We start from the raw sequence: 16,089 nt of genomic DNA, 5'->3' as shown, positions 1-16,089 counted from the left end.
CGATAGCGGCGAGGGACCCGGGCCCGGAAGATCGCGGGCGACCCCGAGAGCGGCCCACGAACCCCCTTCGGAGGCTCCCGCCGGCTGGGGCTCCCAACTCCCGTCCTTCAGCGGGTCTCCGCTCGCTCCTTGGGAAACCCGTAGGCGTCCGCGATCAACTCGTACGAGCGCAGCCGGGCATCGGTTCCGTGGACGAGCGACGTCAGCAGGACCTCGTCCGCTCCGGTGTCGTCCACGAACCCGTCGATCCCCGCGCGGACCTCCTCCGGGGTCCCGAAGACGGCATGTCGCAGGGCGGCCGCTAGCGCCGACTTGTCTTCGTCCGTGAGGGGGTGTGCCGCCGCCTCCTCCGGGGTGGGAAGAGGTTCCAGCCTGCCGCGCTGCCACCACAAAGTCGCCAGTGCGCCGGTGAGGAGCTGGGCGAGGGCCCGCCGCCTGTCCTCAGCCGCGAACGCCGTCAGTGCGACCGCGACATAGGGCCTGGTCAGCCAGTCCGATGCGAGGAACGACTCACGGTACGCCGCGAGGCACTCCCGCGTGTCCTCGGGAGCGATGTGGTGCGCGTACGCGTACGGCAGACCGAGGGTCGCGGCCATCCGCGCGCTGCCGACCGAGGAGCCGAGAATCCACAGGGGAGGGCGCTGTCCCGGCCCGCCCCCGGGCCGGTGCGGTCCGGGGACCGCTCGCGCGTCGACATCGCGCCAGACATCTGGTACCTCACCGTCGAGATAGCGGATGAGTTCGTCCACCTGGGTGGGGAAGTCGTTTCCCTCCTGCGGCCTGCCATCACGGCGCAGTGCCGCCGCAGCTCCCTTCGAGGTGCCGAAAGCCCGGCCGACACCGAGATCAACCCGGCCCGGAATCAGGGCGTTGAGGGTACCGAACTGCTCGGCCACCACGAGCGGTGCGAAGTTCGGCAGCATGATGCCGCCGGAGCCCAGCCGGAGCGTGCTGGTGTGAGCCGCGAGGTGGGCCAGGAGCACCGCGGGAGAAGAACTGGCCATCGCCGGCGAGTTGTGATGCTCCGCTATCCAAAGGCGGTGGTACCCGCGGGACTCGGCCAGCCTCGCGAGGGCGACGTTCGCCCGCACCGCGTCCGCGGCCGACTGGCCGGCACCGATGGGCAGGAGATCGAGAACCGACAGCGGTACGGGTGCGTCGCCCTGGGAGCGGCCATGAATATCGTGGTGGGACACGGGTGGCATTCCTTCTTGGTGGTAGGTCTCGACGTGCCTGGGCAGCCCGGCCGCGCGCGAACACCCGACGCGGCAGGCCCGACGGTGGTCAGGGGCGCCAGGGGCCGGACCCGCCGTGGACAGAGCGGAGAAGGAAGTCGAGATCACCCGCGACGCCGAAACCGACGCCGAGGACCTGTCCCCGGCTGTCCTGGGTGGCCTCTCCGGCGAGGACGTACTCGTCACCGTCGGTGACCGTACCGCGGACCGCGAGCCACGGCAGAGCGGACTGTGCCGCCTCCTTGATCCGGGCGTCGCCGGGATCCGCGGCCACCATGTCCAGCAGGAAATGGCCGGAGCCGGCGAAGCCGTGGCACAGCCCCGGCCCCAGGTGGGGGAGCGTCCGGCCCACCGCCGCCGCCGCCTGCCGCGCGAGAACTCGGAAGCCGTTCTCCCCGGTCGCCTCCCCCAGGCGCAGCAGAAACGATCCGATGCCGGCGGAGCCCTGGCACCAACCGGACTGACGTTCACCGGGACGCTCGGCCTCCATGTCCCACCACGCCGCCTGTCCCGCGCCGGTCTCCACGAGGTGGGCGCTGTCGACCAGTGACGCCCCCACCGCCATCGCGGCGCCGTGGCAGGCCGGGTCGTCCCACTCGGACGCCACCTCCAGCAGAAACGCCCCGATTCCCGCGCTTCCGTGGGCGTAGCCCTGGTACATCCTCTCCGCTCCCCCCGAACCGGGCGTGTGCCCCCCGGACGACGTCGTAGGCCAAGCGGGTGCCGAACCCACGGTGACCGCCTGCCGGAGAAGGGCATCTGCGCAGGCGAGGGCGCCCGCCCGCATCCGCTCGTCACCCGTGACGCGCCACAAGTGGATAAGCGCCATTCCCGTGCCCGCCGCCCCGTGGTACAGATCGGGCACTTTCCCGTCCAGGGGCAGCCGCGCCGCCATGGCGAGGGCTCGTTCCTGATTGGTCCGGTCGCCCACGACCCGGGCGAGGTCATGGGCGACCCACAAGGCGCCGGCGTGCCCCCCCAACAGGCCGGCATGGGCCGGGCCCGGCGCCGTCAGCATTGCGTCGAACCAGCGGTCGGCGCGCTCCAGCGCCCGCTCGAGCCGCTCGCGATCGGCGGTGGGCAAGAATGCCCGGTGCGACCAGGCTCGCAGGAGCACCGACACGACGCCCGACGTGCCGTGCATGACCGTTCCCGGCACGATGCCGTCGATGCGAGGGTCCGGCCGCCACATCTCGCGTCCGTGGGCGCCCGCGGATGCCAGGAGATGCCGGAGGGTGCCAAGGAGGAGGCTCTCGGGTCCCGGGGCGTCGGCGGCTACGTCCGCGACCTGCGCCCCGGACAAGAGGACGGAACGCGCCCGGTCGATGCCCCATCGCTCACCCGGTTCCTCCTGGGTCAATCCCTCGACGACGGCGCGCACCCGGCGTGCCAGCGGCCGCCCGGCCGCCGCCGCCGCGTCCAGCCAGCCTCTCAGTCGCCGACTGTCCGGACGCGTCGCCGCTCCCCGGTCAGGAACCAGCAAGGGGGGCTGCTCGACCGCGAGGAAACAGATGACGGCGCCGAGGCTGTACAGGTCATCCGCGAACTCAGCCGTTCGGGAGGCGCCGCGGTGCCGGGCCGATCGCCGCTCGGGAGCGCTGAACCCGGGAGTCATCAGGTCGCCGCCGAGCTCGCCCACACGCGTGGCGGTCTCCAGGTCGATCAGCGTCAGGCTCCCGTCCGCGCGACGCAAAACGTTCCCCGGCGAGAAGTCCTGCAGTACGAAACCCGCGGCGTGGACCCGCCCCAGCAGTTCGAGCAGCGCGTCGACGCAGGCAAGTGAGACGTCGAGGGGCAGTTCGTCGCCCTGCGCCGTCCTGTCCAGCACCCAGTTCTCGAGCGTCTGACCGTCCACCTCGCTCTGCACCACGAACTGCTCGTCGTGGATCGTGAACGCCTCCACGAAGCGGGCGCACAGACCCATGTCCTGGAGACCGGTCAGGACGGCCGCCTCATTGAGGAGCATCTCCCGGGCGTCGCGACCGTCCGACTGCATGTCGGTGTACGGGCGCGCCTGCTTGATGATGACGCGGGCGTCGCCCGCCGCGGTGTCCAAGGCTCGGTAGACGCCGCCGCGATTGGTGTGACGGATCGCCCCGGTCACCCGGTACCGGTCATTGAGCAGGACGGAAGGGGGCGATTCCCTGGCGGCCCGTGGTTCTCCGGTGGATTCCAGCGGGTCCTGCGCCCAATCGGGGCGCCGGAACCACGGTACGCGCAGGTCCGGTTCCATCGTTCCGTCAGGCCGGACCAGCATGTCGCGGCGCATGCCGTCCTCACCGACCTCCGAGACGGGCGAGAAGCCTCCGTAGCGGTAGTGGACCAGACTGCCCGGCGCATAGGGGCGGTCCGAGAGGATGCGCGGTCCCGAGAGCCGGGCTGTCGCCTCGTGAAGCTCCTTCGCCAGAACCCGGAAGCGGTCGTCATCCGCCGGGTAGACCGTCAGGAACTTGCCGCTTCCGGCCCGGTCGAAGCCGCGGCCCAACGAGCGGCGCAACGCGGACGGATCCCGGGTGAACTTGAACGCGCAGCGCTCCACCACAAGGATGGAGGCGGCCCGGCGCAGCACCTCCTCGGCGCTGCCCGGCTCAGCCGAGAGATGGATCTTCCAGCCCTGGAGCCTGCGGGGCGAGTGTGACGGCGTCAGCTCGTACCAGTGCGAACCGTCGTGAGTCTCCCAGCCACCACGCTCGTCACCCAGCACGTCGTCCACGATGCTCGCGAACACGCTGATGTGCTCTCCGTCGCTCTTCATTGCGGTCCTACTCTCCGTGGGGGGCATGCCCGGTACTGGCCCACCGGGGAGACAACGCCGGGTACCTGGTCCGGGTACGACATCCAGTGTCACCACGAGCCATCGCAGCGGTATGGCATCCCTGTGGAATCGCGCCCATCGCGTCCCGGTCCGCCGCATGACGTGATCGCCCGGGATGTCAGGGTGCGCCGAGATGACGTCGCACGTGGTGGCGTAGGCGATCACTGTGCGGGTGTGCGCGGGCGGGTGCCCGCTGACCGTCTCCGCTCCCTGCGCATGAGGCAAGCCGCCGCGTAATCCCCCTGGTGAACGGCCAGTTCAACCCTGGAGGTGCCCGATGGCCTTGCCCCAGACTGACCGACAACGCCTGCTGGAGCCACTACGCACGGGGGACGGGATCGACTCGTCCGCAACGTCGCCGAGCGCATGCTGCAAGAGCTGATCGAGACCGAGGACAGCGGCCGGACCAGCGCCCAGTGGAACGAGCACGCTGAAGCCCGCACCGCCTTCCGCAACGGAGCTGCTGGAGCAGCCGGGCCTATGACGGGCCGTACGCGCGGGCTGCGGCACTGGTGCACACCCTGGGCCGAGGGCCGAAGACGGGGCGGAGGTTCGGGACGGGCGGTCCCGGCGTTCGGGTCCGCCCGACATTCCGCCGCGGTGCGGTTCGGCTCGTTGACCTCCCATCAGGGAGGGCCAACGAGCCGACTGCGGTGGGTCAGATGGTCCAGCGGCGGCTGAGGTTGCTGCTCCAGCAGGACCGCATGGCCCGCGTCTCCTCGGGGCGCTCCTCGGGCAGACGGGTCAGGGCCTCGAGGAGGTCGATGTTGTCGTCGTAAGCGATCTCGATGTTCATGGGATTCTCCGTTCGTAGACATGTACTCGGACGACCGTGCTCTGGAGCGAATCGGTCCCCCGTTGCCGTTCATGCTGACAGCGGCACTTGGCATCGACGTGGGAACCGTGTGGACAACGCGTCGCAGCCTGGGCCAGAGGCCTCGTGAGTGGTCGCGTCCTGACCGATCCGGGCCGGTCGGCCTGATGTTCCGACGGTCCGAAACCGTGGCAGCGGCGGACAGCACGGGCCCGCACCGCTCAGCATCGGGCCGCCCGGGACCCGTAGCGGGTCGTTCGGCAGGCCGGCTCGGTACCGAGGCCCCTCGGATGCACGCCAGCGCGGGTCCTCGCGGGCAGTGCACGGCCGAGCCGGGAGGCGTCGGCCCTTCCTGTCTCGGACACCTTCGACCTGACCGGAGTGTGGCCGCAGGTCGTCGACAACCACTGGCGGAAGGTCATGATGAGCTGCGAGTTGGAGCTGCCTCCCGAGCTCACCTGGTCGGTGATCGCCGCCTGCGCCGTGTTGCCTCTGCGCCGCGTTGCCTCTGCACCGCCATTCGAGCGCCGTCCTCTCCGACCTTGCGGAGATGCGGGCACCGCAGGCACCTGTCGGGAGCGCCGCCACGCGATGGGGCTGTACCGCCGCGCCGCTGCGCCCGTGTGCTTCACTGTCGCCGCGCTGGTGACCGGCGCGGTCCCTTTTCAGGAATGGTCGGCCGATGGCGAAGGCTGCCAAGGCGCTGCGTCCGCGCGGGGCGCTCGCTGTTGTGCGGACCCAGCATGTGAGGGGCGGTACCGAGGAGTTCTTCGTCGAGGTCCAGTGCTGCTATGAGTTGGCGGTGCCGACGCTGAGCCGGAAGCCGGCCGCGATCTGGGCGAGGGTGTCGTGCTTGCGCAGGTACACCAGGCAAGAGCCGTACTCACCCTGGAGAGGCAACGCTGAAAAGGCTCACTCACTGGTCGAGGAAGGCCGTGGTCTGCGTCAGTCACTTATGCCGGTGACGAGCAAAGCGAACCCGCGCCCAGCAAGGCAACGCGAACCAGCACAGGAAGTACCAGGCCAGGACCGCGCAGACTAGGTAGGGGACGAAGGAGTCGTGCGTGGCCACGCGCAGCACCAGCAAGAGCGCCGCGGTCATTGTCAGAAGGAGTAGCAACAGACCGATGAATGTCAGGCGGGAAGCCCATCGCACCGTCTGCGGCTTAATGTGCAGCCCCGACACCAAGCGGTGGAACGACACCGGCCCGATGAGGGCGCCGGTGGCCGAGGCTCCTAGGACGACAGTGACGATGTAGATGACTCTGTCCGCGTTCTCCAGCTGCGCAAAGCGCGGAGTGAACACCACAGTCAGTAGGAAGCCGAACAAGATCTGAACCCCCGTTTGGGCGACGCGCACCTCCTGAATGAGGTCGGCCCACTTGCGGTCCGCGCGTTCTTCCTCAGTCTCACAGCGTCCGGAGGTACTGCCGTCGGCGGCCATCGCATCTCAATTCACAGGGCGGGCGGGGACTCAGCAGGACTGTCAACGGGAGTTCTCCTGCCATCCCAAGAGGTGGCGCCGGGCGACGCGACCTGTGTCGGTCCGTTCGGGCGAAGTCGAATGCCTTGCAGGGCGGCTTGCCGCGACAGGGTCCACCCCTCCTACCGCCCAGGGAAAGCAAGGAGTACGAGCATTGGGTTCATCCAGCCACACGTGTGCCACGTTGGGCTGGCGGCGATGTCCTGTCCAGGTCAGGCTGACTGCAGTGCTTGAGGTGCCCTCATCGATGCCCGTGGAACTGGACAAGCTGCGCACGGAGGCATGCAGGTTCCTGCTGCCACCGGGCGCCCCGGCCGTCATGGCGGGGTGACGCGCGGTGCGAGCGTCGCCGTGTCGGCGCCGGAGAGATCCTCGAGAGAGCGGCCGCGGGGCTCGATGCGGAAGACCCACGTCACGATGAAGGCCAGTGCACTGGTGGTGGCCACGGCGTACAGCAGTGCGGCGGTCCCGACGGCGTCCAGCGCCACCGGGAAGAGGAAGGTGCCGAGCGCCGCGCCGAGCTTGCCGCAGGCGGCCGCGAAGCCGTGGCCTGCGGACCGCACCTCGGAGGGGAACACCTCGGCGGGGAGAGCGAAGGTGGTGGCGTTCGGGCCCAGGTTCATGAAGGTGTTGAAGAGAGCGAAGCCCACAAAGACCAGGGGCAGATGGCCATCGCCGCCACCGCGCAGCGACTCGGCGACGGCCAGCAGGCACAGCGCCACGGCCATCACGGCGAAGCCGGCGAGCTGGAGCGGTACCCGCCCGACCCGTTCCACGAGCAGGATGGCCAGCACGAAACCGAGCACCAGGAAGACGTCGAGGAACGCCGTGCCCTCGGTCGAGGCGATGTCCTCGGCGATGAACGTGGCGTTCGCGCCGCCCAGCGCGAGCCCTGCGAGCAGCGTCGGGGTGAAGATCCCCACCCCGTACGTTGCGATGTCCATGAGGAACCAGGGCACGGCGGTGAACACCGTCCGCCTTCGTAGCCGCTTGGCGAACAATCGGGGCTGCGCCAATGCCGTCAGGCCTTCCGGCGGCGGCTCGCCCCGTGCACGGTCCGCTTCTGTCACATGGCAGCGCCGCCCGGTCATGGCCTCCGCGATCTCGCAGGCCTCGCGTTCGCGCCCGTTCTGCGCGAGCCACCGGGGGCTCTCCGGTACGTTCCGACGCAGCACGATGATCAGCAGCGCCGGCAGGACCCCGAAGCCCAGCATGAGCCGCCATGACCCCGTCTCCGGCAGAACCAGCAGGATCACCACCCCCGCCACCGCCCCCAGCAGGATCCCGGCCGCCTGCAGGCTGAACGCGCCGACAAGCCACCGCCCCCGGTTCCGCGACGGCAGGATCTCCGCCACGTAACTCGCCGCGATCGGGTAGTCCAACCCCACCGCGACACCCAGCAGGAGCCGGAACGCGATCAGCGACCACATGTCCCAGGCGAACGCGCACGCCACCGAGAAGACCACGAACAGCCACAGGTCGACCTTGAAGATCCGGCTCCGCCCGATCCGGTCGCCGAGCGGCCCCAGCAGCGCCGCACCGAACACCGCCCCCACGATCGCCGCAGCCGACAGCAGTCCCCGCTCCGCTGCACTGCCTCCGAAGTCCTTGGCGATCAGCGGGTTCGCCACCGCGATGATGAAGAAGTCGAACCCGTCGAGCAGGATCCCCAGCCCGGCCAGCAGCCAGAACCTCATGTGCAGGCGCGACATCGCCGCACCGTCCAGTGCCGCCCCCAGAGGCTGCGACGTACGGGAAGAACCGTTGGTCACCACGTGCACGGAGTCAAGGCAACAGTTCGCAGTGGATCAATCTGCCGCGCCAAGCTGCCCCTGATCGCCACCGGAGGTCACCCGGGTGGGTGACCGCGGCTCACCGACCGGATACGGCACGCATGGCCATGCGACCTTTGCAATCCGCCGAGGGCGCATGCACGGAGAGCGGGATGGAGTGCGCACCGGGGCCCGCTCCAGTCCGAGAGGTTCGAACCACTGCCATCGCCGTGTCCCGTAGGTCGTCTGGGAATGCGCTCGGCTCGGCCCGGGTCCGGGGGTCGGGACACGCTGCTGCCACCGGAGCAGGACACGCCGAGAGTGATGCCCTGGGCGACCTGATGGCGCTCGCGGAGCTGATGGGCGAGGTCCACCACGGCGTCGAGGATTTCGGTGCGCACCAGGTACGGGTCGAAGGTGTCGCGGTCCAGGATCCGCTGGACGCTGATGCTCTGCGGCAGCTCGGACGGGGTGACCGGGCGCGAATCGATGCCTCGTGCCCGCTCGTGCCCCAGCCGCCCCTCCCGGCCGCCTAGGATCCGCTGGATGGTCTGTAGGGGCTGGTGGGCCAGTCGGCCCACGGTCCTCTGCCCGTACTGCTTGAGCGTCGCCGCCTGCACCGGCCCCAACCCGTACAGGTCACCGACCGGCAGCGGGTCGAGGAAGGCGCGAACCGCCTGATGATGGTCGGGGACGACGCGGATGCCGCCACGGCCGGGATGGGCGGAGGCCATCGCCGCGACCGCCGAGGTGGCCATGTCTGGCACCGGTAGCGGGCGCTGCCGGGCGGCAAGAGCGCTGATGGGCGTGGGGTCGGAAGATGGCTGCTCTGCGCTGCCAGGGTCAGTTCGGCAGCGGGTGTCCGCGGGTGTGGTGACGATCGGTACGTCCGGACACACTGCGGCTTCGCGGACCAAGGCGCCGCGTTCGTGTCGTCGACCGCCAGGTGCCAGCGTGCCTTCACCGTCACCCAGTCGGCCAGGTACCGGCAGCGTGCGGCTGTGTACGGTGGCAGCCACCCGGCAACGTCCTGGTCCGACGTGGACCGGTTGGAACCGCGTGGGTTCGCGAATTCCTGAAGCCGTAAGCGCCTGAACCCGCGCGTCGATCCGTCTCCAGAGCGGTGAGGGACCTGTGTTGAGGGATGCTCAACGGGTGTGCTGCCAGGTGTGCAGGGGGTCTTGGGCTCCTTCGCGGGTGGTGGGCGGTGTGGCGGTCAGGTGGAAGCCGGCGGCGCGTGCGACGGCCGAGCTGGCGGTGTTCTGTGCGGCGATCCGGAGGATGACGTTGTGCACGCCGAGGTGGGTGCGGGCGTGGGTGCTGATCAGTTGGACGGCGCGGGTGGCCAGGCGCTGGCGGCGGTGTTGTGGGCCGACGGCGTAGGCGAGTTCTGCGTCGGTGGGGCCGGTGTCCGTCGGGAAGAGCAGGATCTCGCCGAGCGGTTGTTGTCCGTCGGTGGTGATGGCGAGCTGGACGCGGCCCTCGGCGCGGCGCTGGCGAGCCCGTGTGAGATAGGCGCGGGCGGCCTGGAGGTCGAACGGTGAGCGCAGTGGGGTGAAGCGGTCCACTGCGGAGTCGTCGAACAGTGTCACCATGGCGGGCAGGTCGTCGTCGTGCCATTCCCTGAGGATGAGTCCGAGCCCGCAGATGCGGAGGTCGGTGGGTATGGGCTGGGGGCTCGGTTCGGGGGTCATGCGGCGTCCTGACTTTCGAGGTCGGCGGTGTCCGCGGACGTGCCGGGACGGTCGGTGTGGCGGGGCCAGGCGGTCTCGCGGAGCAGGCGCAGTCCGTTGAGTCCGACGATGACGGTTGAGCCTTCGTGGCCGGCGACGCCGAGGGGCAGTGGCAGGGTGCCGATCAGGTCCCAGGCGACGAGCGCGGTGATGAACAGCCCCGCGATGGCGAGGTTCTGGACGACGAGTCGGCGGGCGGTGCGCGAGAGGGAGATGACGGCCGGGATGGTGGCCAGTTCGTCGCGGACGATGACGGCGTCGGCGGTTTCTAGGGCGAGGTCCGAGCCGGCCTTGCCCATGGCGATCCCGGAGTGGGCGGCGGCCAGTGCGGGGGCGTCGTTGACTCCGTCCCCGACCACCAGCACTTGCTGCCCCGCGGCCTCCCACTCCTGGACGGCGGACACCTTGTCCTGGGGCAGCAGCCCGGCGCGGATGTCGGTGATGCCCACCTGTCCTGCCAGGTGCTGCGCGGCGCGTTCGTTGTCGCCGGTCAGCAGGACCGGGGTGCGGCCCGTCAGGCCGTTGAGGGCGGCAACGGTTACGGCGGCGTCCGGGCGCAGCCGGTCGGCGATGCCCAGGACGCCCACCGGCCAGCTGTCGCGCAGCACGACCACTGCGGTCTTCCCGGCGTTCTCCAGTTCGGTCATGACCTCCGTGTGAGGCCCAAGGGCGGCGAGAAGCCGTGCGGGGGAGCCGACCTGGATAATGCAGTCGTCGACGATCGCAGTGACGCCCTGGCCGGGCATGGAGGCGAAATCGTCGGCGGCGGCCAGGACGAGATCGCGCTCGCGGGCTGCGTCGACGACGGCACGGGCGAGGGGATGCTCGCTGGGGTGCTCGGCCGACGCTGCCAGACGCAGCAGGGCGGCCTGATCCAGAGCGCTGCCGGGCAGGGGGCGGATGTCGTTAAGGCGGGGCGTGCCCTCGGTGAGGGTGCCGGTTTTGTCGAGGGCGACGGTGTTGATCTGGCCGAGGCGCTCCATGACGACGGCTGACTTGACGAGGACGCCGTGTCGGCCGGCGTTGGCGATCGCGGACAGCAGGGGCGGCATGGTGGACAGTACGACCGCGCAGGGCGATGCGACGATCATGAACGTCATGGCCCGCAGCAGCGCCGACTGCAGGTGGTCGCCGAAGGCAAGGGGCACGGCGAAGACGGCCAGGGTCGCCAGGACCATGCCGATCGAGTAGCGCTGCTCGATCTTTTCGATGAAAAGCTGCGTCGGGGCCTTGGTCTCGGAGGCGTCCTCGACCATCTTCACGATCCGGGCGATCACCGAGTCCGAAGGGTCCCGCTCGACCCGTACCCGAAGGGCGCCGGTGCCGTTGGTGGTGCCAGCGAACACCTCGTCACCGACTTGCTTGGCGACAGGCAGCGGCTCGCCTGTGATGGTGGCCTGGTCGACGTCGCTGGCGCCTTCCAGGACCTGCCCGTCGGCGCCGACCCGCTCGCCCGGACGCACCAGGATGGTGTCTCCCACCATGAGGCGTCCCGCATCGACGGTTTCCTCGCCGCCCTCGGCCAGAACTCTGGTTGCGGTCGACGGGGCGAGGCCGAGCAGACCGCGCACGGAGTCTGCGGTGCGGGCGGTGGCGACCGCTTCCAGGGCACCAGAGGTGGCGAAGATGACGATCAGCAGCGCCCCGTCGAGGACCTGGCCGATCGCGGCGGCACCCAGCGCCGCCACCACCATCAGTAGATCCACGTCCAGCGTCTTGTCCTTGAGGGCCTTCAAGCCCTCCCAGCCCGGTTCCCACCCGCCGGTGACGTAGGTGGCGGCGAACAGCGACCCCCACAGCCACGTCGGCGCCCCCAGGAGATACAGAAGCAGCGCGACCAGGAACAGGACCAGCGCGGCGAGCGCCCACCGGGCCTCCGGCAGCGCCAGGACCCAGGTGCGGCGGCGGACAGGGGCTGCCGGCCGAGATTCGGGGAGGGCCGGTGCAGGCCGCTGATCCAGAACAGAAGGCATGACAAAGAGACCCTTCACGGGCGGAGGGGGCAACACATTCACCATACAGGAACATATGAAGAGGTCTTCATGTGTCATCAGTATGATGGCGCCATGGGCCACGGACGCGACGACACCAGCAGAGCCACCACTCGCGAGCGCCTGGATGCCGTCGGCACCGCCGACGTCGCCGCCACCCTCCAAGCCCTCGCCACCCCGTCTCGGCTCCACATCCTGGCCCGGCTCAGGGAAGGCCCCTGCTCGGTAAGCGACCTCGCCGAAGCGGCCGGCATGGAAGCCTCAGCCTGCTCCCACCAACTGCGCCTGCTGCGCAACCTCGGCCTGGTCACCGGCGAGCGGCGGGGGCGGTCGATCATCTACACCCTCTACGACAACCACGTCGCCGAGCTCCTCGACCAGGCCCTGTACCACGTCGAGCACCTGCGTATGGGCGTGCGCGATGTGCCGGCAGAGCTGCCTGAAGCTGTCCCAGCCGACTGAGGCCTGCGTTGGCTACCGCGGGAGGGCCCCCGCCTTCCCAGCGCTGCTGGAGACCTTGCCTGGCCGACCTGTTCCCCACCCTGCCGACTTGCCGCCGACGGCCCGGCCGGCCCGACCGCACAGACCGCTGAAGACGAGCACCTCGTGACCGCGGCCACCTCTCAGGAGGTCGACCTGACCGGCCCCTGCCAGGTACGCGCTGCTCGTCGAGGTCGGGACGAAGCGTGGAATGTTTCGCGGCTACGCCGACAGTTGCCACCTGTGTGGCCGCCGCGCGCATCAAGGCTGTCGGCTCCCCGCACGCGGGCGTCAGGGGCCTGGATGCGTGGGATCGGGCGGCGCTACTGGCTGTGGTGCTGGAGCCGTGGGTGTGGTTGCTCATGAGGCCGCACACCGGCGACCCGGACTGCCGCGAGGGGCGGCGGCTCTCGATGCGAACCGCTCCTCGCGCTCGCGGGGGTGGTCCCAGGATCAGGAACTGGGGTTGGACGGCCTGGTGCTGCTCCTCGCGTCTGCGGGGATGGCCCTATTCCGGGGTTGGATGTTGTCGGTCGGTGATGAGTTCGTCCGGCGTCAGGCTGAATGGTGCGGGGTGGAGCGGTGGGCGGTCCTGGCGTAGCCGTGGTGTCGTCCATGCCCGTCCAACGATCAGTACCGGTGCCTGTCGTTTTCAACTGAGCCACCGCAGGTTGACGCGCGGGTAGCGACTGCATTGCCAAACCACCCCGCCGGTCGAACTCGGGGTCGGTCGTGGTGATCGCTTCCGGGGTGGTGATGTCGGCGGCGCGTCGCAACAGGAGTAGCAGATCATCGGCTGGTGATGTGTCCAGGTCGCTGCTCATGGCTGTTGGCCCGTACCTTGGGCGGGCGGCGGGACGTAGCGGAGGATGTGTCGACGGCGCGCTGGTGTGAAGTCGTGTCGTTCACCGTCACCCGAGACACGTAATCACTCACTCGTTCGTGAAGACGTCGTGCTCTCCCGGACGAGGAGCCGATGGGCGGCGGTTACTTCGCGCAAGTCATACCTTCGCGTGCCACGCCGGCCGTGGATCTGCTGGTCCAGCATCTGTACGGCGGCCCGGGCGATCTGTGCCTTGTCGGGCGCGACGGTGGTGAGGGTTGGCGTGCTGTACCGGCCGTCCTCGATGTCGTCGAAGCCGGCGATCGCGATGTCCTGGGGGATACGCAGGCCCTGGGCGAGCGCGGTTCGGTGGGCTCCCAGTGCCAGGAGGTCGTTGAAACAGAAGACTGCTTGTGGGGGAGGATTTGTGGCGAGCAGGCTTGCCATGATTTCAGCACCGTCGGAGCGGTGGTAGGAGTCGGTGGGCGGGGCAAGGGCTTCGTCGTAGGGCAGGCCGGCTGCCGTCAGAGCTTCCTTGTATCCGGCGAGCCGCAGGTGGGCGGTGTTTGCGCTGGGGTTCGTCTGGCGTCCTATCGCGGCGATGCGGGTGTGCCCTAGAGAAATGAGGTGCTCAGTGACCTCCCGCGCGGCTCGCTGGTTGTCGATGGCGACGTGGTGGGTGGGACCGTCGATGACGCGTTCGCCGAGCAGCACGAGTGCGGTGGTGTCGGTGCGGTCGGCCAACTCGTCGGCTCCCACCGTGATGGGGCTGAAAATGAGGCCGTCGATGCGCTGTTCGCGGATGCCTTGGAGGACCTCGCGTTCGCGTTCCGGTCGCCCGTCGGTCTGTTCGATGATGGTGGTCCACCCCTGCTCGGTCGCCGCGTCGATGACAAAGCGTGTCAGCTCCGCGAAGTAGGGCGCGTCCAGTTCCGGCAGTGCCAGGGCGATGACCCCGGTACGGCCCTGGCGCAGGTTCCGGGCGGAGAGGTTGGGGCGGTAGTTCAGCTCCGCCAGGGCGAGTTCAACCTTCTCCCGCGTCGGCGGCGCGACGTATGTGTTTCCGCTGACCACGTTCGACACGGTCTTGACCGAGACTCCGGCCAGGGCCGCGACGTCCTTGAGACTGGCTCCCACCAAGTCACCTCCATTACGCCGCGGAAGGCGCTGTCGCTAGGGCGCCGAGGCCCACACTGGCACATCGCGCCCCCGGGGGCCGGCAACCGCTGACCACCTGGTTGAGGTCGCGATGCGAAAAAGTATCCTACGAAGACTTTACGACGCTGTTTCAACGATGTAATCGTACTCCTCACAGAAGACGCGCCTCGCCGCGCTATCGCTGTCCGCCTCCGGGCTGGAGTCCCCACCAGCCGCCAGGCGGGCGGCACTCGGCCTCTTCACCTGCAAGATCCAGGAGCAACCCGCATGGTCACTGCCCGTCTCACCCTCGATCCGGCCTTCCAGGTCGGCGGCATCGACCGCCGGCTGTTCGGCTCCTTCGTGGAACACATGGGCAGATCGGTCTACACCGGCATCTTCGAGCCCGGACACCCTGAAGCAGACGAGCAGGGCTTCCGGACCGACGTCCTGGAGCTGGTCCGCGAGCTCGGCGTCACCACGGTGCGTTACCCGGGCGGCAACTTCGTGTCCAACTACCGGTGGGAGGACGGGGTAGGGCCCGTGTCCGACAGGCCCCGGAGGCTGGACCTCGCCTGGCGCAGCCTGGAAAGCAATGCCTTCGGCCTCAACGAGTTCATGGCATGGGCCACAAAGGCCGGCGTGGAACCGATGATGGCGCTCAATCTGGGCACTCGCGGGGTGGCCGAGGCGCTGGACCTGCTGGAGTACAGCAACTACCCCTCGGGCACCGCGCTGTCCGACCTGCGCCGTTCCCACGGTGTGGCCGAGCCGCACGACGTACGCATGTGGTGCCTGGGCAACGAACTCGACGGACCATGGCAGATGGGCCACAAGACGGCCCACGAGTACGGGAGGGTGGCGGCGGAAACGGCCCGCGCGATGAAGCGCTTCGACCCCGCCCTCCAGCTCGTCGCCTGCGGCAGCTCCAACGCCTACATCGACACCTTCGCCTCCTGGGAGGCGACGGTACTCGAGCACACCTACGAGTTCGTCGACTACATCTCGCTGCACGCCTACTACCAGCCCGAGAACGGAGACCTCGACTCGTTCCTGGCCAGCGGCGAGGAAATGGACCGTATGATCTCCGCGATCACGGCCACCGCCGACCACGTCGGGGCGAAGGTCCGCAGCGACAAGAAGATCAAGCTGTCCTTCGACGAGTGGAACGTCTGGTACCAGAGCCGATTCGGCGGTGAGTCCTCGCTTGCGTGGCGAGAGGCCCCCGAAATCATCGAGGACGTCTACGACGTCACCGACGCGGTGGTGGTCGGCAGCCTGCTGATCACCCTGCTCCGGCACGCCGACCGGGTAGGGGCAGCCTGCCAGGCGCAGCTCGCAAATGTCATCGCGCCGATCATGACGCGTGCCCAGGGGCCGGCCTGGCGGCAGACGATCTTCCACCCCTTCGCCCGCACCGCGCGCCACGCCCGCGGCACGGTGCTGCGCGTGGAACCGCAGTCCCCCCTCGTGGACACGGCCAAGTACGGACCCGTGCCCGCCCTGTGGGCCACCGCGACCCACGACGAGGAGACCGGGGAGGTCGTGCTGTTCGCTGTGAACCGCAGCCGGCACGACAACCTGGCCCTCGCCGTCGATCTGCGGGCTTTCCCCAGGCACCGCGTCGCCGAGCACGTGCTCCTGCACGACGCTGACCCTTCGGCGACGAACACCGAGGCCGCTCCCGACCGTGTGCAGCCCGTCGACGTGGCCGGCACCAGGATCGACGACCTGGCGCTCAGCACCGACCTGCCGCCCGTGAGCTGGACCATGATCCGCCTGACCGCTGCCTAAGCGAAGCCAACA

General features: G+C 69.3%; 12 protein-coding genes and 1 pseudogene. 3 read left to right on the top strand and 10 right to left on the bottom strand.

Annotation, left to right across the window (positions count from 1 at the left end):
- Window positions 1–107: 107 nt before the first annotated feature.
- The 3 genes from PV342_RS32075 to PV342_RS32065 form a co-directional block, all read right to left on the bottom strand.
- Window positions 108–1,205: an LLM class flavin-dependent oxidoreductase gene (locus tag PV342_RS32075; RefSeq protein ID WP_500319727.1), complete on the bottom strand. Its 1,098-nt coding sequence runs from the start codon at window positions 1,203–1,205 to the stop codon at window positions 108–110.
- A 79-nt stretch (window positions 1,206–1,284) separates the two neighbouring features.
- The gene (gene lanL / locus PV342_RS32070) at window positions 1,285–3,990 is read right to left on the bottom strand and encodes a class IV lanthionine synthetase LanL (RefSeq protein WP_500319725.1); all 2,706 of its coding nucleotides are present in this window, start codon (window positions 3,988–3,990) and stop codon (window positions 1,285–1,287) included.
- 718 nt (window positions 3,991–4,708) lie between these two features.
- The gene (locus PV342_RS32065; RefSeq protein ID WP_361007722.1) at window positions 4,709–4,846 is read right to left on the bottom strand and encodes a hypothetical protein; all 138 of its coding nucleotides are present in this window, start codon (window positions 4,844–4,846) and stop codon (window positions 4,709–4,711) included.
- 706 nt (window positions 4,847–5,552) lie between these two features.
- Here PV342_RS32065 and PV342_RS32060 point away from each other — a divergent pair.
- Window positions 5,553–5,660 (top strand): annotated as a pseudogene (locus PV342_RS32060) (class I SAM-dependent methyltransferase); the annotation flags it as partial.
- Here PV342_RS32060 and PV342_RS32055 read toward each other — a convergent pair.
- The 6 genes from PV342_RS32055 to PV342_RS32030 all read right to left on the bottom strand — a co-directional run bounded on the left by PV342_RS32055 (window position 5,654) and on the right by PV342_RS32030 (window position 11,825).
- Complete coding sequence (locus PV342_RS32055) at window positions 5,654–5,731, bottom strand: hypothetical protein (protein ID WP_400805177.1); 78 nt, start codon at window positions 5,729–5,731, stop codon at window positions 5,654–5,656. The pseudogene PV342_RS32060 and the gene PV342_RS32055 overlap by 7 nt on opposite strands.
- Before the next feature lie 82 nt (window positions 5,732–5,813).
- Entirely contained in the window at window positions 5,814–6,308 is a 495-nt protein-coding gene (locus tag PV342_RS32050) for a DUF6328 family protein (RefSeq protein ID WP_400805063.1), read from the bottom strand.
- Between the two features lie 356 nt (window positions 6,309–6,664).
- Window positions 6,665–8,059, bottom strand: a complete 1,395-nt coding sequence (locus tag PV342_RS32045; protein ID WP_400805065.1) for an MFS transporter — start codon at window positions 8,057–8,059, stop codon at window positions 6,665–6,667.
- Between the two features lie 137 nt (window positions 8,060–8,196).
- Entirely contained in the window at window positions 8,197–8,877 is a 681-nt protein-coding gene (locus PV342_RS32040) for a DinB/UmuC family translesion DNA polymerase (RefSeq protein WP_500319722.1), read from the bottom strand.
- Window positions 8,878–9,267: 390 nt separating this feature from the next.
- Window positions 9,268–9,813, bottom strand: a complete 546-nt coding sequence (locus PV342_RS32035; protein ID WP_400805067.1) for a GNAT family N-acetyltransferase — start codon at window positions 9,811–9,813, stop codon at window positions 9,268–9,270.
- The gene (locus PV342_RS32030) at window positions 9,810–11,825 is read right to left on the bottom strand and encodes a heavy metal translocating P-type ATPase (protein WP_500319746.1); all 2,016 of its coding nucleotides are present in this window, start codon (window positions 11,823–11,825) and stop codon (window positions 9,810–9,812) included. Before PV342_RS32030 ends, PV342_RS32035 begins: the two co-directional genes overlap by 4 nt.
- A gap of 93 nt (window positions 11,826–11,918) precedes the next feature.
- On the opposite strand from PV342_RS32030, the gene PV342_RS32025 reads away from it, so the two are divergent.
- Window positions 11,919–12,305 (top strand): ArsR/SmtB family transcription factor, encoded by a 387-nt coding sequence (locus PV342_RS32025; RefSeq protein ID WP_400805069.1) that lies wholly within the window; start codon window positions 11,919–11,921, stop codon window positions 12,303–12,305.
- 946 nt (window positions 12,306–13,251) lie between these two features.
- Here PV342_RS32025 and PV342_RS32020 read toward each other — a convergent pair.
- Window positions 13,252–14,283: a LacI family DNA-binding transcriptional regulator gene (locus PV342_RS32020; protein ID WP_500319719.1), complete on the bottom strand. Its 1,032-nt coding sequence runs from the start codon at window positions 14,281–14,283 to the stop codon at window positions 13,252–13,254.
- Window positions 14,284–14,571: 288 nt separating this feature from the next.
- On the opposite strand from PV342_RS32020, the gene arfA reads away from it, so the two are divergent.
- The gene (gene arfA / locus PV342_RS32015; protein ID WP_400805073.1) at window positions 14,572–16,077 is read left to right on the top strand and encodes an arabinosylfuranosidase ArfA; all 1,506 of its coding nucleotides are present in this window, start codon (window positions 14,572–14,574) and stop codon (window positions 16,075–16,077) included.
- Window positions 16,078–16,089 lie beyond the last annotated feature (12 nt).

Source organism: Streptomyces sp. PA03-3a, assembly GCF_033792735.1.
GTDB lineage: Bacteria > Actinomycetota > Actinomycetes > Streptomycetales > Streptomycetaceae > Actinacidiphila.
Note: the sequence above shows the minus strand (reverse complement) of the source record. Positions and strands in the feature narration are given on the sequence as shown.